The organism is Rhizobium anhuiense bv. trifolii (assembly GCF_024346605.1).
GTDB lineage: Bacteria > Pseudomonadota > Alphaproteobacteria > Rhizobiales > Rhizobiaceae > Rhizobium > Rhizobium anhuiense.
On sequence record NZ_CP098803.1, the window covers coordinates 711,010 to 733,644 of the forward strand.

Below are 22,635 nucleotides of genomic sequence, written 5' to 3' on the forward strand. Positions count from 1 at the left end.
TGTCGGGGTGTCTTATAGGCTATGCAGTAGCCCAGAAGACCGTGCCGGATCAACTGCGCGCTGGCCGGCCCCCGCGAGAGGGCGGGTTCTGCGGGCACAGCGCCTATTTCAAGCCCTCGGACGCCTCTCTTCGAAGCCAGCTTTCCGCCGCATAAAGTGCAGCGACATGCATCGACTGCATGATGACGGCGCCGGATTGCAGGTCGCTGAGGATGGCGGCAAGATCGGCAAACAGCAGCTCGACCTTCTCGCCAGGGTCGAAACGCGGTTCGCCGGCCCGGCTCAGACCGAGCGCCAGCCAGCTCGTCACCGCGTTGCTGTGGCTGGCCGCATTCGGATAGGAGGTGAGCAGCTTGACGAAGGTCGAGGCTTCATAGCCGGTCTCTTCCCGCAGTTCGCGCTGTGCCGCCGCCAACGCCGCGTCGCCGGTCTCGCCGTGGCCAGTCTTGCCATCGTCTGGTTCGACGCCGCCGGCGACGAGGCCGAGCACGATCTCGCCGCGGCCGTGCCGGTATTCCCGCGTCAGCAGCACCCGCCCGTCGGGCATGACAGGGATGACGTTGATCCAGTCGGGATAATCGAGCACATGGAATGGCGCGATGACGTTTCCGTCGGCGGTGACACAATCGTCGCTCCGCACCCGGATCCAGCGGTCCTCATAGGTGATGCGGCTTGCCGTCACGCTCCAGGGCTTCAGTTCGTTCATCGGCCAATTCCTCGCTCGGTATGGTCACGCAGATAACATTCCCCTCCGCCTTGGCAAAGCGCTTTCCCGCTGGATAAGTTGAGCGAATCGAAGATGGGGCTGCCGAATGGATTTCACCGGCGAAGAACGCATCGCCGCACCGCGGGACGTCGTCTGGGCAGCGCTCAACGATCCCGAGATCATGCGCGGCTGCATTCCAGGCTGCCAGGGCATCGAGCGGCTGTCGCCTGATGTCTTCGAGGCGACGATCAAGGTCAAGTTCAGCCTGCTGTCGGCCACCTTCCACGGCTTGCTGACGCTTTCCAATGTCGATGCGCCGAGGAGCTATACGCTGTCGGCCGAAGGCAAGGGCGGTCTTGCCGGTTTCGCCAGGGGCAGCGCCGATGTCGTACTCGAGCAAAGCGGCGTCGAGACCATCCTGCACTATCGGGCGAGGGCCGAGCTCGGCGGAAGGCTTGCCCAGTTCGGTGCCCGCCTGCTCGATTCGACCTCGCAGAAGCTCGCCGAAGGGTTCTTTTCGGATTTCAACGCCGCTGTCGTCGCGAAGATGACGGCGGGGTAGGCTTGGCGCGAGCACAGGGTTTGTTTAAATCGACGTCATGACGTGGACCATCAGGCCGCCGCGGGCGGAAGACCAGGAAATGCTCGCGGAGATCTATCTTTCCGTGCGCCGCGAAACATTTGTCTGGGTCGATCCCGGCAAGTTCCATCGCGAGGATTTCGCCGCCCATACCAACGGCGAGACGGTCTTGGTCTGCGAGCATGCGGATGGCAGTGTCGCCGGCTTCCTGTCGCTCTGGCCGGAGGACGATTTCATCCACATGCTCTACCTGAGACCGGAATTCCAAGGGAAGGGCGCCGGCACGGCGCTGCTGCAGGCGCTGCCGGAATGGCCGCAGCACCGGTACCGGCTGAAATGCCTGGTGAAGAACCGGCGGGCGAAGGCGTTCTACCTCTCCCACGGCTTCCAGGTGACCGGCAATGGCGCCTCGCCGGAAGGCGACTATGAGGAACTGAGTTTTTTTCCGGTTTGACGGCGCCCAAAGCCGTTGAAATCGAGCCGATCTTACCGCGACGGCAGCTGCCCGGCGATTTCTTCGGCGCGGTTCTTGTGACGATCGGCCTCACCCTGCCAGCGGATGGCTTCCTTGGCCTCGGTGCGGGCGCGCTTGCGGTGTTTGCCCTGGCTGAACCAGGTGGCGGCCGAGCCGATCAGCATGCCTGATATCAGCGCGATGAACAGGAAGACGAAGAAGGGCGCGGAAACCGCAAGCACCTGGTCCTCCGGCCGGAACGGATTGAAGGCGAGCGTGACGCTCTGCCGGTTGGCGACGCAGAAGACGATGAGGATGACGCCGAGCGGCAGCAGAATCAGCAGGTTGACGATCTTCTTGGCCATTTGAGGTCTCCACGCGGCATATTGCGCCGGTTTTTTTGAAGGGCGCGTTTGATGCTTGGCAGGATAGGAAAACGGCTCTCGAATTCAAGTGCGGTTTCGCCGCAGGCGGCAGCCGCTGCTCAATCCTCTTCGTCGGCCTGGCCGGGATTGAGCCGCTCACGCAGCTCCTTGCCGGTCTTGAAGAAGGGAACCCACTTCTCCTCGACGAACACCGTATCACCGGTCCGCGGATTGCGGCCGGAGCGGGAAGGGCGATTCTTGACCGAAAAGGCCCCAAAGCCGCGCAATTCGACTCGGTTACCCGCAGCCAGTGCATCCGTGATCTCGTCGAGAACCGCGTTGACGATATTTTCGACGTCGCGATGATAGAGATGCGGGTTGCGTGCCGCAACTATCTGCACCAATTCGGACTTGATCACAGTCGCCCCCTTAAATTATTGATTTCTTATCAATCGCGGCCAACCTGCCAAACTGAAAGCAGCCCGTCAAGAAGCAACTTTGGGGGCAGGATTCCATTAATATCCTGGGTTTTCATGAGATCATCATAACCGAAGATCGTAATCAACCGCGAAACAGCCCCAGCGAGCAGAAAGGGCGTATTGCTCTTCTTGTCCCAGTCGACCATCGGCAGGTCGGCATCGACGCCGCGCGATTTGAGATAGGCGCGGATTTCGGGCTCGCCGCCGATCGTATCGACGAGTTTCACCTTCAGCGCCTGGCGGCCGGTATAGATTGTGCCGTCGGCGAGTTTCAGCACCTCGTCGCGCGGCAGCTTGCGCCGGTCGGCGACCAGGTCGACGAACCAGTTATAGCTGTCGACCACCATGTTGCGGATCATCGCCTTGGCCTCTTCGCTCGCCTCATGGAAGGGCGAGGGCTCGGCCTTCAGCGGCGAGGACTTGATCTCCTGCAGCGAGACGCCGATCTTGTCGAGCAGCGGCTGGATCTGCGGATACTGGAAGATGACGCCGATCGAGCCGGTGATCGAGCTGTCGCCGGCAATGATCGTATCGCCGGCGGTGGCGATCATGTAGCCGGCGGAGGCGGCAAGCGTGCGCACGTCGGAGACCACAGGCTTCTTGGCTGATATTGCCCGGATGGCGTTGAAGATTTTTTCGCCGCCATAGGTCGTGCCGCCGGGCGAGGAGATCGAAATCACCGCCGCCTTCACCTGGTCGCTGGTCTCGACCTTCTTCAGCCGCTCCAGAAGCTCGTCGTCGTCGACGATCAGTCCCGATATCGTCACATGGGCAATATGTGGGCGCTGCGTCCCGGCATCGCCGACGGCGAAGTGGTAGAAGGCGAAACCAAGCGCCACGATGAGGGCAACGGCAATGAGGCGCCAGAAGCCGAGCTTGCGGCGCAACCGCCGGCGATCCGCGATGATCGAACTGTCCATAGAAACCTCCAGCGCTGGCCCGGCTTCGGCATGCCGCCGAGAGGTCCGGTAAAATAAGGCGGCCGCGGCGCGTACGAATGCCACTTTTTGATGTTTTTCCGTTTTGTTGCTTGTTGCAGAAAAAATTCCATATTGGCAAGCCAATGTAATAATGCGAAACGAACTGTGATTGGCGGCCGGCTTTGTTAGAGAGGCGCGGCGATCACCGCACATGGACGAGGCCTATGCTCGACACCCTGAAGAACAACGGAAATGCCGCCTTTACAGGGTCCGGCAGAAGCGCCTATGGCGACGCGTTGTTCCATTCTGCCCGCGTGCGCCGGCTGAAGATATTGCTGCCGGTGGCCGCCCTCATCGTCGCCGCAGGCCTCACCGCGGTGGCGTTGATCAGCATCTATCTGCCCGAGAACATCAAGATGGAAGGCGCCAAGATCGAAAACGGCAAGGTCGTGATGGAGAAGCCGGCGATATCAGGACGCAATTCAGACGGCATCAACTATTCGATGTTGGCCGAAAGGGCGCTGCAGGATATCCGCAATCCCGATCTAATCACGCTCGAGACCATCAAGGCCGCCGTGCCGATGAATGACGGGCTGATCGCGCGCGTCGTCGCCTCGACCGCCGATTACAATCGCGCCACCGACAATCTGCATATGACGGCCCCCTTCACCCTCGTGCTGAGCAGTGGCCTCAATGCGCAGTTCCAGTCCGCCCGGCTCGACATCAAGGGCGGAAACATGCGGAGCGACGATCCCGTCACCATCACCAAGGACAATGCCTCCATTGTTGCGCGGACGATGGAGATAACCGATAAGGGGCGGGTGATCACATTCGAGGGGAATGTTCGCATGAATGTCGATCCATCCACCATCCATAAACAGGGCACTTAACCAGCCGGGTCACCATGACAAAAGATTGTCGCATATCCACTTGCAAGACTGGCATGGCATTCATTGCCGGCGCATTTGCCCTTATCCTGACGGCTTCGGGCGCGCCCGCGCAGCAGGCGGCCACGATGTCGGGCATGAAGCTTTCCAACGACCAGCCGATCCAGATCGAAAGCGACAAGCTGGAGATCCACGACCAGGAGCACACCGCGCTCTTCACCGGCAAGGTCAAGGTCGTCCAGGGCACGACGACGATGCAGTCCGGCAAGATGACCGTCTATTACAAGGACAAGGCGGCAAAGCCGGCCGCTGACGGGGCGCAACCTGCGGCCCAGCCGCAGCAGTCGGGCTCGCTTGCATCGGGAAGTGCTGATATCGACAAGATCCTGGTGACCGACAAGGTCCTCCTGACCTCGGGCACGCAGACGGCGACTGCCGATGACGGCAATTTCGACATGGCCTCGCAGACCTTCATCCTCACCGCGGATGAGGGGAATAAGGTCATTCTGTCGGATGGACCGAACGTCTTTACCGGCTGCAAACTGACGGTTCACATGCAAACCGGCCAGGCGGAGCTTGAAAGCTGCGGCGGGCGTGTCCAGATTCAGCTCGATCCGAAGTCGCAGCCGAGTACGCAGCAGAAGCAGAACTGAGAAGCCGGCCTCCCACGTGAAATTATCATCGCTATCCACCATGTTCGGCAAGCCCGGGCCACAAGCTGCGGGTGCCGCCGACAAGAGCCGCTATCAGGGAACGCTGATCGCGCGCGGTCTGACGAAGACCTATGCGACGCGACGCGTCGTCAACGGCGTCTCGCTGGTGGTGCGCCGCGGCGAGGCCGTCGGCCTGCTCGGCCCGAACGGCGCCGGCAAGACCACCTGTTTTTACATGATCACCGGCCTAGTGCCGGTGGATGAAGGCACGATCGAGATCGACGGCAACGATGTCACGACCATGCCGATGTATCGCCGCTCGCGCCTCGGCGTCGGTTACTTGCCGCAGGAAGCCTCGATCTTCCGCGGCCTGACGGTGGAGGAGAATATCCGCGCCGTCCTCGAAGTGCATGTGAAGGACAAGGCCGAGCGCGAGCAGAAGCTGAACGAGCTTCTGGAGGAATTCCATATCCAGAAGCTGCGCAAGAGTGCCGCCGTCGCCCTGTCGGGCGGTGAGCGCCGCCGCCTTGAAATCGCGCGTGCGCTTGCGACCGATCCGACCTTCATGCTGCTCGACGAACCTTTCGCCGGCGTCGACCCGATCTCTGTCGCCGACATCCAGAACCTCGTTCACCACCTGACGGCGCGCGGCATCGGCGTTCTCATCACCGACCACAATGTGCGCGAGACGCTGGGCCTCATCGACCGGGCGTATATCATCCATGCCGGTGAGGTGCTGACCCATGGCCGGGCCAACGACATCGTCAACAATCCGGAAGTGCGCCGGCTTTACCTCGGCGACAATTTCAGCCTCTGACGCCAGATCCGGATGATTTTGGCCCGGATCGGCCTGAAATCTGGATCTGGATCGAAATCCAGGAATGAGAGTATGATGTCGTTCGAAAACGGCTCACACGCCCCGGCCGCTCGCCCATGCGACTCGGTTTGAGCCAACAGATTGCTTCAATCTGACCAGGAAAGTCTCCAGCCGCAGAAATTCACCTTGTTGGCATAGTTCCGCTTGACCAAATAGAATAAAAAAGCAATTTTTGGGCCAACTTGGATTTCCGTGGCCTGAGGCCTTGATCAGACGCGGTTTCCCGGAGGAATTGAGGGGAGTTTCGCGTCCGTCATGGCGCTGTCCGCCAATCTTTTCCTGCGCCAGACCCAGTCCCTGGTGATGACACCGCAACTGATGCAATCCATCCAGTTGCTGCAGATGACGCATTTTGAACTCAACCAGTTCATTGCCCAGGAAGTGGAGAAGAATCCGCTGCTCGAATTCCCGTCGAATGACGGCGAGGCGGGCGGCGAACGCGGCGAAAGCGAAGATGAGCAGTATGCTCATCAGCCGGAGGATGCCGGTTCCGACGACGGCTACGACAACCGCACCGACGCGCTCTCCAGCGACTGGTACGACAATGGCGGCAGCGCCAGCACCAGCCGGCTGAACGACGAACTCGACGCCAACTACACCAATGTCTTTCCCGATGACGGTGCCCCGCAGCGCCTCGATGCGCCGGAGCTCGTCAGCCAGTGGAAATCGATGCCGGGCAGCGGCGAGGGCGCCGATTACGATCTCGACGATTTCGTCGCCGGCCAGGTGTCGCTGCGCGATCATCTCGGCCAGCAGATCCCCTTCGTCCTGCCTGACATGGCCGACCGGCTGATCGCGCAGAATTTCGTCGACCAGCTCGACGACGCCGGTTACCTGCACGCCGATATCGTCGAGGCGGGCGAGAGGCTGGGCACCAGCGTCACGCAGGCCGAGCGCGTGCTTGCCGCCCTGCAGACACTCGATCCGCCGGGTGTTTTCGCCCGCAGCCTTGCCGAATGCCTGGCGATCCAGCTCAGACAGAAGGACCGGTACGATCCCGCCATGCAGGCGCTGGTCGAAAACCTCGAACTTCTGGCGCGGCGCGATTTCGCCACGCTGAAGCGGATATGCGGCGTCGACGAGGAAGATCTTCTCGACATGCTCGGCGAGATCCGCCAGCTCAATCCCAAGCCCGGCAGCGGTTTCGAGGCGGGTGTTTCCGAAGCGATCATGCCGGATGTGGTCGTCAGGTCCTCCTCGGAGGGCGGCTGGCTGGTCGAGCTCAATCCGGATACGCTGCCGCGCGTTCTGGTCAACCAGTCCTATTTTTCCCGCGTGACAAAGAACGGCGAGGATCACGCCTTTCTCGCCGATTGCCTGCAGAGCGCCAATTGGCTGACGCGCAGCCTCGACCAGCGGGCAAAAACCATCATGAAGGTGGCAAGCGAAATCGTTCGCCAGCAGGACGCCTTCCTGCTGCACGGCGTCGACCACCTGCGGCCGCTGAACCTGAAGACGGTCGCCGAGGCGATCAAGATGCATGAATCCACCGTCAGCCGCGTCACATCGAACAAATATATGCTGACGCCGCGCGGCCTCTTCGAACTCAAATATTTCTTCACCGTCTCGATCAGCGCCGTCGAGGGCGGCGACAGCCATTCGGCCGAGGCCGTCCGCCACAAGATCCGCGCGCTGATCATGCAGGAGAGCCCGGACGCGGTGCTTTCCGACGACGATATCGTCGACATGCTGAAGAAGGGCGGCGTCGATCTCGCCCGCCGCACGGTTGCCAAATACCGGGAAGCGATGAACATCGCCTCCTCGGTCCAGCGTCGCCGCGAGAAGCGGGCGCTTGCCAAGGTCGCTGGCTTCTGAGGCGGCATACTTCGAGCTTGATCGAAGCATCCATCTCCAAATCCCCGCTATTACGCTGATGTCTTGAACCAACATCGAATGCCGACCATGCAGCCGCAAAATGCCAGCTTTGCCAGAGAGCTTGTCCTGCTGCTGGTGCTGGCGACCCTCTGGGGTTCCTCCTATACCTTCATCAAGATCGGCGTCGAGACGATCCCGCCCGTGACGTTGATCGCCGCACGCACGCTGATTGCCGGCGGTCTTCTGCTGGCCGTCCTCCGCTACCGGCGTGTCCGCCTGCCGCGCGATCACGCGACATGGCGCCGGTTCCTGCTTCAGGCCTGCCTGAACAGCGTCGTCCCCTTCACGCTGATCGCCTGGGCGGAACAATCCGTCGATGCCGGATTGGCGGTGATCCTGAATTCGGCAACGCCGATCTTCACCTTCCTGTTGACCGTGCTGATTACCCGCCATGAGCAGGTGACGTCGCGAAAACTTTGCGGGGTCATGGCCGGGCTCGCCGGCATCTGCCTGGTCATCGGCATCGAAGCGCTCGGCGGTCTCGGCGAAAACCTGATGGCGCAGCTTGCCATCATCCTGGCGACCATTTGTTATGCAGGTGCCGCGATATTCGGCAGAAACTTCAAGGGGCTCGATCCCGCCGTGCCGGCCGCCGGCTCGTTGATCTCAGGCGCGGTCATCCTCTTGGCCGTCAGCCTCGTCGTCGACCGGCCGTGGGAACTCGATCCGTCGGCGGCATCGATGCTGGCGCTGCTTGGCCTCTCCGCCTTTTCGACGGCGCTGGCTTTTGTGATCTATTTCCGCCTCGTCCAGACGCTGGGTTCGGTCGGCACCACCGCGCAAGCCTATCTCAGAGTGCCGATCGGCGTTGCGATCGGCCTGGTCTTCCTCGGCGAAAGCCTCAGCCCGACAGCCTGGATCGGCCTCGTCTGCGTCATGTCCGGTGTGGCCGCCATGACGGTCCCCGCAAAGGCGGGCACAACGAAAGCGCGAAGTGCTTAAAGCCGATCAGATGGCGATTCGCGATGGACCTGCCTCACCGCGCCTTCCATGCACGTTTATCGAGCATCACTTATCGGGAATTTCCACGCTATTGACTTTTTGGTAACCTCTGGCTAGAAGCGCGCCGCAATCGATGCCGTGAACGGCGTCTGGAGTTATCCCCATCATCCCCAAGGCACCAAGGACCCGCAGGCCTAAGCCGATCTTGCTTGAGATTGCGCGAAGTGCTTGGATGAACCTGAGGCTTGGCGTAAACTGATACCCGCAAACGACCATAAGAAGGGAAACTCCATGAGTGTGCGTGTATCCGGGAAACATATGGAAATTGGTGAATCCTTCCGTCAAAAGATCGAGGACCAAATTGGTATGGCCATCACGAAATACTTCGACGGGGGGTATTCCGGCCAAGTGACCGTGGAAAAAGCGAGTTCTCGTTTCTCCGCAGACTGCAAGCTTCATCTCGACAGCGGGGTGGTGCTGCATGCAGCCGGCGAGGCGACCGATCCGCAGCTTGCTTTCGACGCCGCTTCGGAGCGCATCGAAAAGCGCCTGCGCCGCTACAAGCGCAAACTGAAGGACCATCACGCCGGAAACCACCTGAATGGTTTTGCAGAAGTCGCCTACACGGTCATGGATTCTGTTCCTGATCACGAAGATGAAATTGCCGACGATTTCGCTCCGGCGATCGTCGCCGAAAGCACGAAGCAGCTGAAGACCATGTCGGTCGCCACCGCCGTAATGGCGCTCGACATGACCGATGAGCCGCTTCTCCTGTTCCGCAGCCCCGGCAAGGAACATCTGAACATCGTTTACCGTCGGCACGACGGAAATATTGGCTGGATCGATTCAGCCAATATCAAAGGCTGAGATCAGGGTGATGAGCGGCGGTGTTGCCGCCGCTCCTTGCATCATCTGATCCCGGCGACAGAAGGAAAAAGAAATGGCATTGGCAGATTTGCTCCATCAGGATGCGATCATTCCCGCCCTCAGAGTAAATTCCAAGAAACAGTTGCTTCAGGAATTGGCTGCAAGAGCCGCCAGGATCACCGGGCTTTCCGAGCGGGAGATCTTCGACGTCATCCTGCAGCGCGAACGCCTGGGCTCCACCGGCGTCGGCAACGGTATCGCCATTCCCCACGGCAAGCTGGTCAACATCCATTCGATCGTCGGCATCTTCGCCCGGCTGGAGCAGCCGGTCGATTTCGAGGCGCTGGATGACCAGCCTGTCGATCTCGTATTCCTGCTGCTGGCGCCGGAGGGCGCGGGCGCCGACCATCTCAAGGCTCTGTCGCGTATCGCCCGCGTCCTGCGCGATCACGATCTGGTCGCCAAGCTCCGCGCAACCGATTCCGCCTCGGCGATCTATGCCTTCCTCAACGAAGAGCAGACGTCGAACGCCGCTTAACGCCGTATCGATGAACGCTGACATGTGAAAAGGCGCCGGGTTCCCCAGGCGCCTTTTTCAGGATGAGCGGCTGAAACGATCAGAATTCTTCCCAGCTGTCCTGGGCAACGGCCGCCGAACCGCGCGACGGGGCGGCTGCGTGGCGAACCGCAGGCGCGGCCACCCGATGCGAAGAGACCGCGGCAACAGGGGCACGCATCCTTTGCGCGACGGAGGCGAGTGCGGCGGAGTTACCCCCCGAGACGCTGAAGCGGGTGGCGAGCGTCTTCAGCGTCTGCGCTTCGTCATTGAGGACCATGCTGGCGGCGGTCGCTTCCTCCACCATGGCCGCATTCTGCTGCGTCACCTGGTCCATCTGGTTCATGGCCTGGTTGATTTCCTTCAGGCCGACAGCCTGTTCGCTGGCCGATGCCGAGATTTGCCGGATGAGGTCGTTGATGCCCATCACCTGTTCGGCGATCTTGTGCAGCGTGCCGCCGGCGCGCCCGACGAGATCGACGCCTTCCTTGACCTGGACAGCCGAGGTGTTGATCAGCGTCTTGATTTCCTTGGCGGCATTGGCCGACCGTTGCGCGAGTTCGCGCACCTCCTGGGCGACGACGGCAAAACCCTTGCCGGCCTCTCCGGCACGCGCGGCCTCGACGCCGGCGTTGAGTGCCAGGAGGTTGGTCTGGAAGGCGATCTCGTCGATGACGCCGATGATCCGCGAAACCTCCGTCGAAGACTGTTCGATCCCTTGCATCGAGGCAATCGCCTTCTGCACCACTTCGCCGGATTTTTCCGCATCCTGGCAGGCGAGGTTGACGTTGTCGGCAGCCGTGCGCGCATTCTCGGCGCTGGAATCGACCTGCGCGGTGAGCTCGTTGAGCGCGGCCGCCGTCTCTTCCAGGCTTGCCGCCTGCTGTTCGGTGCGCTTGGCGAGGTCGGAAGCGCTGCTGCTGATCTCACCGGTGCCGGAGCCGATATTGGCGACGCTGAGGTTCATCGTGTTGATGGTCTCTTCCAGGCTCGCCAGGGCGGCGTTGAAATCCTGTTTCAGCTTGCCGTATTCGCCGGGGAAGTCGTCGGTGATGCGGTGAGCGAGATTGCCCTGCGACAGCTCGGAAAGGCCGGCGCCGACGATCGAAACGATATGGCGCTGCAGCGATAACGATTCCTGGCGTTCCGATTCCGAGCGGCCGCGCTCGGCTTCCGCAGCCTGACGCTCTCGGGCCGCCTCGTCCTCAAGGCGCCGGCTGTCGGCGAGCTTGAAGCGGAAACCTTCGAGCGCCTTGGCGACCGAGCCGATTTCGTCGCTGCGCTCCTGGGCGGCGACCGGTTCGGCATATTGGCCGTCGCTGAGCGCCTTGACGCTGGCGACGAGACCGCCGAGCGGCCGCTGCACGAAAGAGCGGACGGCGAAATAGAGCGCCAGCATGACCGCGCCGAGCACGATCAGGCCATTGACGATCATCATGTAGGTCTGGTCCTGCACCGGGGCGTTGATCGCCGTGTGCGGGACGTCGACGAGCACGACCCAGGTGGCGTTGACGCCGGGAACCGCGAAGGGATAGACGACGCGGTCGAAGGGAGCGAGGCCGTCATAGGTGAGGTTGCTGACGAGGCCGGGCTGCTTGCTCGACAGCGCCGTCTTGACGATGTCGGCGCCTTCGCCGCTATATTCCTTGGTCATCAGGTCGGGGATCGGCGCGACGATCCAGTTGCCGGCCTGCGACAGCAGCGTGACGCGGCCCGAGCCGAAAGGATGCAGCGCCTGCAGCTTGTCGGTGAGCGACTTCAGCGAAATGTCGACGCCGGCGACGCCGATCATCTTGCCACCCGACATGACCGGATAGGCGATCGAGGTCAGCAGCGTCGGAACATCCGTTCCTTCGGCCATATAGGGCGTCGTGATCGCGCCCTTGCCGCTGTCGGCGGCGAGCTTCCACCATTCGGCGGTATAGTCATTGTCGAAGGTCGAATACTGGATGCCGCCATCCTTGGTCTTCGACCAGTAGGGCGTGAAGGCGCCGTTCTTGCTCGTGCCTTCGTCATTATTGTTGGCGATCTCGGTGGTCTTGCCATCCAGCGCGCCGAGCTGCTCGCAGAACCAGCTGCCGAAGGCGAAGGCGTTCTGTTCGAGATTGGCCTTCAGCACGTTGATCATGCCCTTGCGATCGAGCGACTTGCCTTCATGGCCGCGGCCGACGACGCCCGACATGGTGCGCGCGGCGCTGGCGAGTTCGCCGACATTGGCGGCGATTTCATTGGCGATCGATTTTGCCTCGAGGTTGGCCTGATCCATCGTCAGGATCTGGACCCGATCCCGGGTCTGACCGATGAGGAAAAAATTCGAAACGATGAGAACAAGCGCGATGGCGATGCCGGTGATGACGATGAGTTTCGCCGCAAGCGATTTCATTCGAAAAATGAACATGAGGTCCTCGGACAAGGATGCGCCGAACGGGCATTCTCCGGCGCAGGAGCGAAGGCATCGCCCCGTCATGGAGCCGCCGCGTGGTTGCCGATTCCTGAAAGCGCGAGGAACCTGCGACCGCGGGCAACATCGCCAGAGATCTCTTAAATTTGAATGAAACTTGCTTGATCAAGGCAAGGAAAACCGCCGGAACACCCTGAATTACCGGGGGTTTTGCCGGCGGCTTCGCAAAGGGACGCTTCCTATATTCTGTCTGCGACTTCCTCGCTCCAGGGGATCGAAGGTTGCGCGCCGGCCTTCAGGCAGGCGAGCGAACCGGCGACGGCCGCACGGCGCAGCGCCGAGGCAAAATCGAGGCCGTCGTCGAGGCTGGCAGTGAAATAGCCGCAGAAGGTATCTCCCGCGCCGACCGTATCGACGGGTTCGATCTTGAGGCCCTGTGCCCGTGAAATTGCCCCGTCGCGAATGGCGATGACGCCATCGCCGCCGAGCGTCACGATCAGCGTCTGGCCCGTCTCCGCATGCAGGCGGGTAAGGGCGGCCTCGCGCGCTTCAGCGTCCATGCCCTCCTGGCCGGCCAGCCGCTCGAACTCGGTCTCGTTGGCAATGACGATATCGGCGAGCCGGCCGAGTTGGGCCGCATCGGGGATGAGCGGCGCAAGGTTGAGGATGCTGGTGACGCCCTTGGCGCGGGCTGCCGACAGCGCGCGTTCGACGGCGGCCGCCGGCACTTCGAGCTGCAGCATCAGGAGATCGCCTTCGTTCATGCGGCCGACCGCTTTCTCGGCATCGGCAGGCGTGACCAGGCCGTTGGCGCCGGGAACGACGGCAATCATGTTTTCGCCGTCGCCGCCGACAAGGATCAGCGCCGTGCCCGTGGGGCCGTCGACATGCTTGACGAGAGAAAGGTCGGTGCCGGCATCATCGAGCAGGGCCAGCGCATCCGCGGCGAAGCCATCCTTGCCGACGGCGCCGGCCATATGCACATAGCGGCCGGCGCGGCGCGCTGCCAGCGCCTGGTTGGCGCCCTTGCCGCCGGCGGCCGTGGCAAAGCCGTTGCCGGCCACCGTCTCGCCGGGCTTCGGCAGGCGCTCGGTCGTGGCGATGAGATCCATGTTGATGGACCCGAAAACTGTGATCATCAGGGTGTCCCGTCTTTTGGAGCCTGCAAGCGACGTCATGGCGAAAACTAGGCGCGGTTTTCGGACGGCGTCATGCTCCTGCTGTTTCATGCGGGCGAGACACTGCCCGAAGCGGTCACTCCTCGTCAACCACCCGGAGCTTCAGAAGACCGGTGCGGCTTTCCATCGATTTGGCCGCGGCTTCGCTGTCGCGGGCAGGCTTTGCCTCGCCGCCGCCCGCCTCGAATTCCAGCGCTTCGATCCTGGCGCCGCGCTTGGTGAGCTTGTCGGCTGACGTGACCACCATGTCGATATCCTTCTGCGCCATGGCGAAATGGCCCTGCAGCTTGCGCACCCGCTCGTCGAGCCGGCCGAGATCGTCCATCAGTATTGCCACCTCGCCCTGGATCAGATGCGCCTGCGCCCGCATGCGCTGGTCCTTGAGCACGGCCTGGATGACCTGGATCGACAGCATCAGCAGCGACGGCGAGACAATGACGATGCGCGCCCGGTGCGCCTTCTGCACCACGGCCTCGAAGTGCTCGTGGATCTCGGCGAAGATCGATTCCGAGGGCACGAAGAGAAAGGCCGTATCCTGGGTTTCGCCCTGGATCAGATATTTCTCGGAAATGTCCCGGATATGGATCTCCATGTCGCGGCGGAACTGCTGGCCGGCGATCTTGCCGGCCTCGGGGCTGCCGGCGTCGCGGATCGCGTTCCAGGCTTCGAGCGGAAATTTCGCGTCGATGACAAGCGGCGGCGCGTCGTTCGGCATGCGGATCGTGCAGTCCGGCCGTGAGCCGTTGGAGAGCGTCTGCTGGAAGGTGTAGGCGCCCATAGGCAGGCCGTCGGCGACGATCGTTTCCATCCTCGACTGCCCGAAGGCGCCGCGCGTCTGCTTGTTGGACAGAATGGCCTGCAGCCCGACGACATCCTTGGCGAGGCTCTGGATATTGTTCTGCGCCGCATCGATGACCGCCAGCCGCTCCTGCAGCCGCCGCAGGTTCTCATGCGTCGATTTCGTCTGTTCGGTGATCGTCGAGCTGACGCGCTGCGACATGCCGTCGAGGCGTTGGCTGATCGTCTGGTTGAGTTCGCTCTGCCGCGCGCCGAAGACCTCGGTCATCGCCGCGATGCGGCCCTGCATCTCCGCCTGGATCTTCAAAAGCTCGGCCATGCGCGCTTCGGTTTCCCCGGCGCGGAAGCTCGCCTCCTCGGCCTGTTCGCGGCGAAGGCTGGCGCCGCGCAGCAGAAGCACGATCACCAGCAGGACGAGGGCGGCGAGAACCCCGCCGCCAAGCGCCAGCATGGCCGGACTGATCGAGGCAAGGGAAAGGGCGAGCGATTCGGAATGGACGGTCATACCGCGAGCATAACAGAAGACACGGCAATATATAGATCAAAACGTGAACAGAATTGCCGGCCCTTACGATCTTCACAGGCTGCTGCTCTTCCCAGCTGATGAAGAAGAAATCGCCGGCCGATTTAACGATTGCTCAACCATATTCGCCAAAACCTGTGGCGCAGAAATTCCTTCCCGCGCCTTGCGCCAAGTACAGAGACCCTCCATGACATCCCAGCAGACCGACAGTGCCCTCAGGCAGCGCCTCGATTTCATCGAACTGGATGAGGCGGCGCGCAGGTCGATGCGGGATCTGCGCCCCGTCATATCGGAACTGATCGGCGGCGCCCTCGATAAATTCTACGCCAAGATCGCCAGGACCCCTGCGGTCGCAGGCTTTTTCGCCGATAAGAACCACGTCGGCCATGCCAAGAAGCGCCAGCAGGATCATTGGGCCAATCTTGCCGGCGGTGCATTCGACGAGAGCTATGTCGACGGGGTCACGGCGGTCGGCCGGACGCATGCCCGCATCGGGCTGGAGCCGCGCTGGTATATTGGCGGTTACGCCATCGTCATGTCCGAACTCGTCAAGGGCATCATGGAGAAACAGTGGCCGTCGGTCTTCGCGCGCCGGCAAGGCAAGCAGCTGGCCGAGAAGCTGTCGGCCGTCATCAAGGCCGGCATGCTCGACATGGATTATTCCATCTCGGTCTATCTCGAGACGCTCGAAGCCAAGCGCCGGGCCCTGGAAGAGGAGCGCACCCGGGCCGAATCCGACCAGGCAGTCGCGCTGGAACAGCTGCGCCGCGGCTTGGAAGCGCTGTCGCGCGGCGATCTCGAAGCCACCCTGCCGTCCGACCTGCCGGGCAATTTCAGGCAGATGGCCGAGGATTACAACCGCGCCGTCAGGGCGCTAAGCCAGTCCTTCGCCTCCGTGCGCGAGACCTCGGGTCATATCATGAGCGGCGCCGACGTCATTGCCAATGCGACCAACGATCTGGCGCTGCGCACCGCCCAGCAGGCGGCCGGTGTCGAGGAGAGCTCGGCGGCGCTGCAGCAGCTTTCCGTCAGCGTCGGCCAGACGGCCGCCAATGCCGAGAAGGCTTCGGCCGCCGTACGCGAGACGCAAGAGAAGGCGAAGAATTCCGGTGAGCTCGTCACCAGCGCCGTTTCGGCGATGGCCGGCATCGAGAAATCCTCGACCGGGATCTCCAAGATCATCGGCGTCATCGACGAGATCGCCTTCCAGACCAACCTCTTGGCGCTGAACGCCGGTGTCGAGGCAGCCCGTGCCGGTGATGCCGGCAAGGGTTTTGCCGTCGTCGCCCAGGAGGTCCGCCAGCTCGCCCAGCGCACGGCGGATGCGGCCAAGGAGGTCAAGAACCTGATCTCGCAGAGCTCGACCCAGGTCAATCAGGGCGTCGGCATCGTCTCCAGCACCGGCGAGGCGCTGAACGACATGATCAGTCGTATCGACATCATCAACCGTTTCGTCGCCGATATCGCCGCCGCCGCCCGCGATCAGGCGACCGGCGTCAACGAGGTCAGCGTGGCGGTCCGCAACATGGGGGCGATCACCCAGCAGAATTCGGACATGGTCGAGCACTCCTCAGCCGAAACCCGCCGCCTCAAGGACGAGGTGGAGAAGCTGATCGAGCTGCTGCGGCGCTTCCGCGCCCGGCCGGAGGGGCATTCCGCCCTCGCTGCCCGCCGGGCGGCCTGAGGAGAATATGGCAAAATTCCAGGCGGGGATGGAAAAAAGCGTATTCCCCGCCTGCCGGATAATTCCATAGTCGGAAAAGATGGGTTATGGGAACGCCATGACCATCAAGCCACTCATCATTCTTCCCGATCCTATTCTCCGCCAGCTGTCCAAGCCGATCGAGCGGGTGGATGCCGACCTGCAGCGTCTCGCCGACGACATGCTGGAAACCATGTATGACGCACCGGGCATCGGCCTTGCCGCAGTCCAGATCGGCGTGCCGCGCCGCATGCTCGTCATCGACGTCTCGCGCGAGGGCGAGGAAAAGCAGCCGCAGGTCTTCATCAATCCGGAGATCGTCACATCGTCCGACGAGCGCTCCGTCTATGAGGAAGGCTGCCTGTCGATTCCGGATTATTATGCCGAGGTCGAGCGCCCGGCCGTGGTCTCGGTCAAATATCTCGACCGCAACGGCAAGGAACAGACGGTCGAAGCCGATGGCCTGCTCGCCACCTGCCTGCAGCACGAGATCGACCACCTGAACGGCGTGCTCTTCATCGATCACATCTCACGTCTGAAGCGGGAGATGGTCATCAAGAAGTTCACCAAGGCGGCGAAGTCCAAGGCGCTCTGAGCAGCACGTTGAAAACTTATCGGCAAAGCGCTATGATATCAGTGATATCATGATGGAGGCGCCGCATGGGTGATTTTCTGATCAGGAATATTTCCGAGGCGATGAAGCGAGACATTGCGGAATCGGCGCAGCGGAGCGGAAACAGCCTTTCTGACGAGGCCAAGGAACTTTTGCGGGAAGCGCTGAAAAGGAAAAACGAAGCAAAGCCCGAGACTTTGTCGGCCTATGAAGCAATACGCGCCGCTTTTGTCAGCGAAAACGCAGTGGACGATGAATTTGCTGCAATCATGGACGAAATCGAGGCCGCGCGGAAAAAGGATTTCGGCCGGCCGTTCGAGGATTTCGAATGATCGTTCTCGATACCAATGTGGTTTCCGAGTTCGCCAGGCCATATCCAAGTGAAAAGGTGAAGGCTTGGATATTGCGGCAGGATACCTCGCGAATCTGGTTTTGCACGGTCGGCTTGATGGAGCAGATTTATGGAGCCGAAAGGGTTTTCTTGAAGACCGGATCGGACCGCTTCTTCCGGGCTATCCAGAATTTGGTAAAAGGCCAATTTCGTGACCGCATCGTTGGCTGGGATTTGGAAACGGCTATAGTGACTGGTCGCTTGCGGGCGAAACGCGAAAGCATCGGGCGGCCGATTTCGGTCCAGGACGCCATGATCGCCGCTATCTGCCTTGCCAACGGTGCGACGCTCGCCACCCGCAATGTCAAAGATTTCGAGGGGCTTGATCTCAAGCTCGTAAACCCGTTTGAAGACGGCTGATCCTCAATTGGCGAGATAGAATGTCTCTTCGCATCATCTTCATGGGAACCCCCGAGTTCTCGGTTCCGACCCTGCGCCTGCTCGTCGATGCCGGCCACCGGATCGTTGCGGTCTATACCCAGCCGCCGCGGCCGGGCGGGCGGCGCGGGCTCGATCTGCAGAAATCGCCGGTGCATCAGGCAGCCGAATTGCTCGGTCTGCCGGTTTTCACCCCGGTCAATTTCAAGGACCCAGAGGAGCGCGAGAGGTTTCGCGCCCTCAATGCCGATGTCGGCGTCGTCGTTGCCTACGGATTGTTGCTGCCGGAGGCGATTCTGAACGGCACGAGGGATGGCTGCTACAACGGCCATGCCTCGCTGCTGCCGCGCTGGCGGGGTGCCGCACCCATCCAGCGGGCGATCATGGCGGGCGATGCAAAGACCGGCATGATGGTGATGAAGATGGACAAGGGTCTCGATACCGGCGCCGTGGCGCTGACCCGCGAAGTCGAGATCGGCCCGAACATGACGGCTGGCGAGCTGCACGACCGGCTGATGCTCGTAGGCGCCAAGGCGATGGCGGAAGCCATGGTGAAGTTGGAGATGAACGATCTGCCGCTGACGCCGCAGCCGGAAGAGGGCGTGCTCTATGCCGCCAAGATCGACAAGGCCGAGACCCGCATCGATTTCGCCAAAAACGCCAGGGACGTGCACAATCACATCCGCGGCCTGGCGCCGTTTCCGGGCGCCTGGTTCGAGCTCGCGATCGGCGGCAAGCCGGAGCGGGTGAAGGTGCTGGCCTCCGAGCTGGCCGAAGGGCAAGGCGCATCGGGCGAATTGCTGACGGACGATCTCGTCGTCGCCTGCGGTTCGGGCGCGGTGCGGCTGACCAGGCTGCAGAAGGCCGGCGGCAAGCCGCTGGCCGCGGCCGATTTCTTGAGAGGCACGCCGCTTGCGGCCGGCACGAGGCTTAGCTGATGCCGCGTTTCCGCATGACCGTCGAATATGACGGCGGCCCCTATGTCGGCTGGCAGCGCCAGGAAAATGGTCCCTCGGTGCAGGGCGCGATCGAGGCGGCGGTGCTGTCGCTGACCGGCGAGACGGTGTCGGTGCGCGGCGCCGGCCGCACCGATTCCGGCGTCCATGCCATGGGCCAGGTCATCCATGCCGATCTTTCGAAGGACTGGTCGCCCTACAAGCTGCAGAATGCCTTGAACGCGCATCTGCGGCTGGCCGGCGAGCGCGTCTCCATTCTCGACGTCGAGGCGGTTCCCGAATTCTTCGATGCTCGGTTCTCGGCGCTGCGGCGCCATTATCTCTACCGCATCGTCAGCCGCCGGGCGCCGCTGGCGCTCGAAGCCGGCAAGGCCTGGTGGGTGCCGAAGGGGCTCGACCACGAGGTCATGCACGCCGCCGCTCAGAGGCTGGTCGGCCGGCACGATTTCTCCACCTTCCGCTCGGCCCATTGCCAGGCAAACAGCCCGGTGCGCACGCTCGACCGGCTGGATGTGACCCGCAATGGCGAATGGATCGAGATCCGCGCCACGGCGCAGAGTTTCCTCCACAACCAGATCCGTTCCTTCGCCGGCACGCTGAAGCTTGCCGGCGAAGGCAAATGGACGCCCGACGATGTCGAGGCGGCGCTTCAGGCGCGCGACCGCAAGGCCTGCGGTCCGGTGGCGCCGCCCGACGGGCTCTATTTCATGCAGGTGGATTATCCCGGCGTCATCATCGACCGCCGCCGGCCGCTCAGCGATACCGATGATGATGCCGATCTTTCGTAGGCCTGATCAGGCGGGATAGATGCCGAGGAAGTGCTGCAGATATTCCGAAAGGATCATCGATGGCACCAGCAGCACCAGCGTCATCGCCCCGACCATCAGCGCGTGACCGTGGCAGATCATCCGCAGAATGCGCGCCAGTGCGAAGACCTGCGCCAGCATGAAGGCCAGCAGCAGCAGCGAGACGAGGCCGACGGAGCCGGGCAGGAAGACCACCATCGCCAGCAGCAGCCCGTTGATGTAGGAGAGCGGCACGCCGAGCCAGTTGACGCTGACGACGACGGGGGCAAAACGCTCGCCCATGCGGAAAGCAAGCAAGAGCAGCCCGGCAAAGACCAGCGGCACGAACCAGTTGGCGATCTCGACGAGGCCGAGCCTGAGATAGAAGGCAACATCGACATCGGCTTCCGGCGGCATCGACCGCAGGAAGGCCTGCCGCCACCAGAGCCAGGAAATCCCCATCGGCGGCAGGCACCAGGCCATTGCCCAGAACGAGCGGTTGACGCCGCGCTCGGACATGTCGAGGTAGCGGAAGCCGCGCGGATCCAGCCGGATCAGCAGCCAGAGGCCGGCCAGATAATATTGAACTTCCCTAAAGCCCGGCATTGGCGAACCAGCGGGCGATGAAGGTCTCGTAGATCGCCGTCAGCATCTCCAGATCGGCGACCGCGACGCGCTCGTCGACCATGTGCATCGTCTGGCCGACAAGGCCGAATTCGACGACCGGGCAATAATCCTTGATGAAGCGCGCATCCGATGTGCCGCCGGTGGTCGAAAGCTTCGGCGACTGACCGGCAACACTTTCGACGGCCGAGGACAGCGAGGCGATCAGCGCATTGTTGCGCGTCAGGAAGACATGGCTCGGCCGGTCGGCCCAGACGATGTCGTATTTCACCGGTTGGCGGCCCGGTCGCAGCGCCCCGTCCCCGGCGGCGGCTTCCAGCCGGCGCAGGATTTCGGCCCGCAGCGTCTCGACCGTCCAGCCGTCGTTGAAGCGGATATTGAAGCTCGCCGACGCCTTGGCGGGAATGACGTTGGTCGCCGGATTGCCGACATCGACCGTGGTCACCTCGAGGTTCGACGGCTGGAAGTCGTCGGTGCCGCCATCGAAGGCCGGATCCATCAGCGCCTGCGTCAGCTGCAGCATGCCGCGCACCGGATTGTCGGCAAGATGCGGATAGGCGGCATGGCCCTGGACGCCATGCACGGTGATCTTGCCCGACAGCGAGCCGCGCCGGCCGATCTTGATCATGTCGCCGAGCCTGTCCGGATTGGTCGGCTCGCCGACCAGGCAGGCATCCCAGCGCTCGCCGCGTTCGGCCGCCCATTGCAGCAGCTTGATCGTGCCGTTGATCGCCGGACCTTCTTCGTCGCCGGTGATCAGGAAGGAGATCGAGCCGGCCGGCGGCCCGTTTTTCTCGATATGTCGGGCGACGGCGGCGACGAAACAGGCGATGCCGCCCTTCATGTCGACGGCGCCGCGGCCGAAAAGCTCGCCTTTCGAAATCTCGGCGGCAAAGGGCGGATGCGTCCAGGCGGCTTCGTCGCCGACCGGCACGACATCGGTATGGCCGGCAAACATCAGATGCGGGCCGTCCTTGCCGAGGCGGGCATAGAGGTTTTCGATATCGGCTGTTCCCTCTTCGCTCGCCTTCACCTTGTCGACGGCAAAGCCGAGCGGCGCAAGCATAGCCTCCAGCGCCGTGAGCGCGCCGCCTTCGGCGGGCGTCACGGAAGGGCAGCGAATCAGCGTCTGGAGATTGGCGACGGGATCGGTAGCGGTCATGGCGGTCGAACTATCCGGCGGGAATGGCAAAGACATGGCAAGGCAGGGCTGCCTCGCGTAAAAAGACGCCGACTGTTTACCGGATCAATGTCCCGGTGTCATCAATCTCTGAGCAGCTCGTTGATGCCGGTCTTCGAGCGGGTCTGTTCATCGACGCGCTTGACGATGACGGCGCAGTAGAGATGCGGCGCCGGCTTGCCGTTGCCCATCGTCGCATTGCCTGACGGCATCGAGCCGGCGACGACGACGGAATAGGGCGGCACTTCGCCGTAGGTCACCTCGCCGGTGGCGCGATCGACGATCTTGGTCGACTTGCCGATATAGACACCCATGCCGAGCACCGAGCCTTCGCGGATGATGCAGCCTTCGACCACTTCCGAACGGGCGCCGATGAAGCAATTGTCCTCGATGATCGTCGGGCCGGCCTGCATCGGTTCCAGGACGCCGCCGATGCCGACGCCGCCGGAGAGATGCACATGCTTGCCGATCTGCGCGCAGGAACCGACCGTCGCCCAGGTGTCGACCATCGTGCCTTCGCCGACATAGGCGCCGAGATTGACGAAGGAGGGCATCAGGATCGCATTCGGGGCGATATAGGCCGAGCGGCGCACGACGCAGTTCGGCACGGCGCGGAAGCCGGCGGCGCGGAAATGGTTCTCGCCCCAGCCTTCGAATTTCGAAGGAACCTTGTCCCACCAGGTGGAATTGCCCGAGCCGCCATTGACCACTTCCATGTCGTTGAGGCGGAAGGACAAGAGCACGGCCTTCTTCAGCCACTGATTGACCGTCCAGGCGCCGTCGGCACCGCGCGTCGCGACACGGACCGTGCCGGCATCGAGCAGATTGAGTGCTGTCTCGACCGCATCGCGAACCTCGCCCTTCGTCGACATGTTCACATTGTCGCGATTGTCGAAGGCGGCTTCGATGGTCTTTTCGAGGGATGCGAGGTCGGTGGCGCTCATG

General features: G+C 62.4%; 25 protein-coding genes. 15 read left to right on the plus strand and 10 right to left on the minus strand.

The features are described 5' to 3' along the window. Positions 1 to 103: 103 nt before the first annotated feature. Positions 104 to 706: an NUDIX hydrolase gene (locus tag NE851_RS12055; protein ID WP_254960610.1), complete on the minus strand. Its 603-nt coding sequence runs from the start codon at positions 704 to 706 to the stop codon at positions 104 to 106. 106 nt (positions 707 to 812) lie between these two features. Here NE851_RS12055 and NE851_RS12060 point away from each other — a divergent pair, with 106 nt between their 5' ends. Continuing rightward, a complete protein-coding gene (locus NE851_RS12060) occupies positions 813 to 1,268 on the plus strand; it encodes an SRPBCC family protein (protein ID WP_127431040.1) in 456 nt (151 codons plus the stop codon). A gap of 37 nt (positions 1,269 to 1,305) precedes the next feature. Beyond that, positions 1,306 to 1,740 (plus strand): GNAT family N-acetyltransferase, encoded by a 435-nt coding sequence (locus tag NE851_RS12065; protein WP_028755467.1) that lies wholly within the window; start codon positions 1,306 to 1,308, stop codon positions 1,738 to 1,740. 32 nt (positions 1,741 to 1,772) lie between these two features. On the opposite strand, the gene NE851_RS12070 is transcribed toward NE851_RS12065, so the two are convergent. From NE851_RS12070 to sppA, 3 genes are all read right to left on the minus strand, one after another. Further along, positions 1,773 to 2,105 (minus strand): LapA family protein, encoded by a 333-nt coding sequence (locus NE851_RS12070; RefSeq protein WP_028755466.1) that lies wholly within the window; start codon positions 2,103 to 2,105, stop codon positions 1,773 to 1,775. Between the two features lie 119 nt (positions 2,106 to 2,224). Beyond that, complete coding sequence (locus NE851_RS12075) at positions 2,225 to 2,524, minus strand: integration host factor subunit beta (protein ID WP_003544934.1); 300 nt, start codon at positions 2,522 to 2,524, stop codon at positions 2,225 to 2,227. Between the two features lie 29 nt (positions 2,525 to 2,553). Then, entirely contained in the window at positions 2,554 to 3,504 is a 951-nt protein-coding gene (sppA, locus tag NE851_RS12080; protein ID WP_028755465.1) for a signal peptide peptidase SppA, read from the minus strand. Between the two features lie 224 nt (positions 3,505 to 3,728). Between sppA and lptC the strand changes: the two genes are divergently transcribed. The 7 genes from lptC (at position 3,729) to ptsN (ending at position 10,143) form a co-directional block, all read left to right on the plus strand. Beyond that, a complete protein-coding gene (lptC, locus tag NE851_RS12085) occupies positions 3,729 to 4,394 on the plus strand; it encodes an LPS export ABC transporter periplasmic protein LptC (RefSeq protein ID WP_025554407.1) in 666 nt (221 codons plus the stop codon). A 14-nt stretch (positions 4,395 to 4,408) separates the two neighbouring features. Then, positions 4,409 to 5,044, plus strand: coding sequence for an LptA/OstA family protein (locus tag NE851_RS12090; protein WP_047617172.1), 636 nt, complete (start codon positions 4,409 to 4,411; stop codon positions 5,042 to 5,044). A 40-nt stretch (positions 5,045 to 5,084) separates the two neighbouring features. Next, positions 5,085 to 5,861 carry an LPS export ABC transporter ATP-binding protein gene (gene lptB / locus NE851_RS12095; protein WP_003556077.1) on the plus strand — a complete coding sequence of 259 codons (777 nt, stop codon included), beginning with the start codon at positions 5,085 to 5,087 and terminating at the stop codon, positions 5,859 to 5,861. A 315-nt stretch (positions 5,862 to 6,176) separates the two neighbouring features. Beyond that, on the plus strand, positions 6,177 to 7,736 hold the full coding sequence (gene rpoN, locus NE851_RS12100; protein ID WP_047617170.1) for an RNA polymerase factor sigma-54: 1,560 nt from the start codon (positions 6,177 to 6,179) through the stop codon (positions 7,734 to 7,736). A gap of 78 nt (positions 7,737 to 7,814) precedes the next feature. Beyond that, the gene (locus NE851_RS12105; protein ID WP_254960648.1) at positions 7,815 to 8,738 is read left to right on the plus strand and encodes a DMT family transporter; all 924 of its coding nucleotides are present in this window, start codon (positions 7,815 to 7,817) and stop codon (positions 8,736 to 8,738) included. Positions 8,739 to 9,029: 291 nt separating this feature from the next. After that, positions 9,030 to 9,605, plus strand: a complete 576-nt coding sequence (gene hpf, locus NE851_RS12110; protein WP_025554397.1) for a ribosome hibernation-promoting factor, HPF/YfiA family — start codon at positions 9,030 to 9,032, stop codon at positions 9,603 to 9,605. A 73-nt stretch (positions 9,606 to 9,678) separates the two neighbouring features. Beyond that, positions 9,679 to 10,143: a PTS IIA-like nitrogen regulatory protein PtsN gene (gene ptsN, locus NE851_RS12115; RefSeq protein WP_003570770.1), complete on the plus strand. Its 465-nt coding sequence runs from the start codon at positions 9,679 to 9,681 to the stop codon at positions 10,141 to 10,143. A 79-nt stretch (positions 10,144 to 10,222) separates the two neighbouring features. On the opposite strand, the gene NE851_RS12120 is transcribed toward ptsN, so the two are convergent. The 3 genes from NE851_RS12120 to NE851_RS12130 all read right to left on the minus strand — a co-directional run bounded on the left by NE851_RS12120 (position 10,223) and on the right by NE851_RS12130 (position 15,043). Continuing rightward, on the minus strand, positions 10,223 to 12,559 hold the full coding sequence (locus NE851_RS12120; RefSeq protein ID WP_183906109.1) for a methyl-accepting chemotaxis protein: 2,337 nt from the start codon (positions 12,557 to 12,559) through the stop codon (positions 10,223 to 10,225). Positions 12,560 to 12,801: 242 nt separating this feature from the next. Continuing rightward, entirely contained in the window at positions 12,802 to 13,701 is a 900-nt protein-coding gene (locus NE851_RS12125; RefSeq protein ID WP_025554389.1) for a ribokinase, read from the minus strand. Positions 13,702 to 13,816: 115 nt separating this feature from the next. Next, entirely contained in the window at positions 13,817 to 15,043 is a 1,227-nt protein-coding gene (locus tag NE851_RS12130; RefSeq protein WP_183906110.1) for a DNA recombination protein RmuC, read from the minus strand. A gap of 205 nt (positions 15,044 to 15,248) precedes the next feature. On the opposite strand from NE851_RS12130, the gene NE851_RS12135 reads away from it, so the two are divergent. The 6 genes from NE851_RS12135 to truA all read left to right on the plus strand — a co-directional run bounded on the left by NE851_RS12135 (position 15,249) and on the right by truA (position 19,889). Then, on the plus strand, positions 15,249 to 16,745 hold the full coding sequence (locus tag NE851_RS12135) for a globin-coupled sensor protein (RefSeq protein WP_127431034.1): 1,497 nt from the start codon (positions 15,249 to 15,251) through the stop codon (positions 16,743 to 16,745). Between the two features lie 97 nt (positions 16,746 to 16,842). Continuing rightward, positions 16,843 to 17,358, plus strand: a complete 516-nt coding sequence (def, locus tag NE851_RS12140; protein ID WP_025554647.1) for a peptide deformylase — start codon at positions 16,843 to 16,845, stop codon at positions 17,356 to 17,358. Positions 17,359 to 17,423: 65 nt separating this feature from the next. Then, complete coding sequence (locus NE851_RS12145; protein ID WP_025554648.1) at positions 17,424 to 17,708, plus strand: FitA-like ribbon-helix-helix domain-containing protein; 285 nt, start codon at positions 17,424 to 17,426, stop codon at positions 17,706 to 17,708. Next, positions 17,705 to 18,127 (plus strand): type II toxin-antitoxin system VapC family toxin, encoded by a 423-nt coding sequence (locus NE851_RS12150; protein ID WP_254960659.1) that lies wholly within the window; start codon positions 17,705 to 17,707, stop codon positions 18,125 to 18,127. The genes NE851_RS12145 and NE851_RS12150 overlap by 4 nt, the downstream gene beginning before the upstream one ends. A 20-nt stretch (positions 18,128 to 18,147) precedes the next feature. Next, complete coding sequence (gene fmt, locus NE851_RS12155; RefSeq protein ID WP_254960661.1) at positions 18,148 to 19,083, plus strand: methionyl-tRNA formyltransferase; 936 nt, start codon at positions 18,148 to 18,150, stop codon at positions 19,081 to 19,083. After that, the gene (truA, locus tag NE851_RS12160) at positions 19,083 to 19,889 is read left to right on the plus strand and encodes a tRNA pseudouridine(38-40) synthase TruA (protein ID WP_254960663.1); all 807 of its coding nucleotides are present in this window, start codon (positions 19,083 to 19,085) and stop codon (positions 19,887 to 19,889) included. Before fmt ends, truA begins: the two co-directional genes overlap by 1 nt. A 6-nt stretch (positions 19,890 to 19,895) precedes the next feature. Here truA and NE851_RS12165 read toward each other — a convergent pair whose 3' ends face one another. The 3 genes from NE851_RS12165 to dapD all read right to left on the minus strand — a co-directional run bounded on the left by NE851_RS12165 (position 19,896) and on the right by dapD (position 22,634). Further along, positions 19,896 to 20,492 carry a hypothetical protein gene (locus NE851_RS12165; protein ID WP_025554655.1) on the minus strand — a complete coding sequence of 199 codons (597 nt, stop codon included), beginning with the start codon at positions 20,490 to 20,492 and terminating at the stop codon, positions 19,896 to 19,898. Then, positions 20,479 to 21,672 (minus strand): succinyl-diaminopimelate desuccinylase, encoded by a 1,194-nt coding sequence (gene dapE / locus NE851_RS12170; RefSeq protein ID WP_254960666.1) that lies wholly within the window; start codon positions 21,670 to 21,672, stop codon positions 20,479 to 20,481. The genes NE851_RS12165 and dapE overlap by 14 nt, the downstream gene beginning before the upstream one ends. Positions 21,673 to 21,773: 101 nt before the next feature. After that, a complete protein-coding gene (gene dapD, locus NE851_RS12175; protein WP_254960668.1) occupies positions 21,774 to 22,634 on the minus strand; it encodes a 2,3,4,5-tetrahydropyridine-2,6-dicarboxylate N-succinyltransferase in 861 nt (286 codons plus the stop codon). Position 22,635 lies beyond the last annotated feature (1 nt).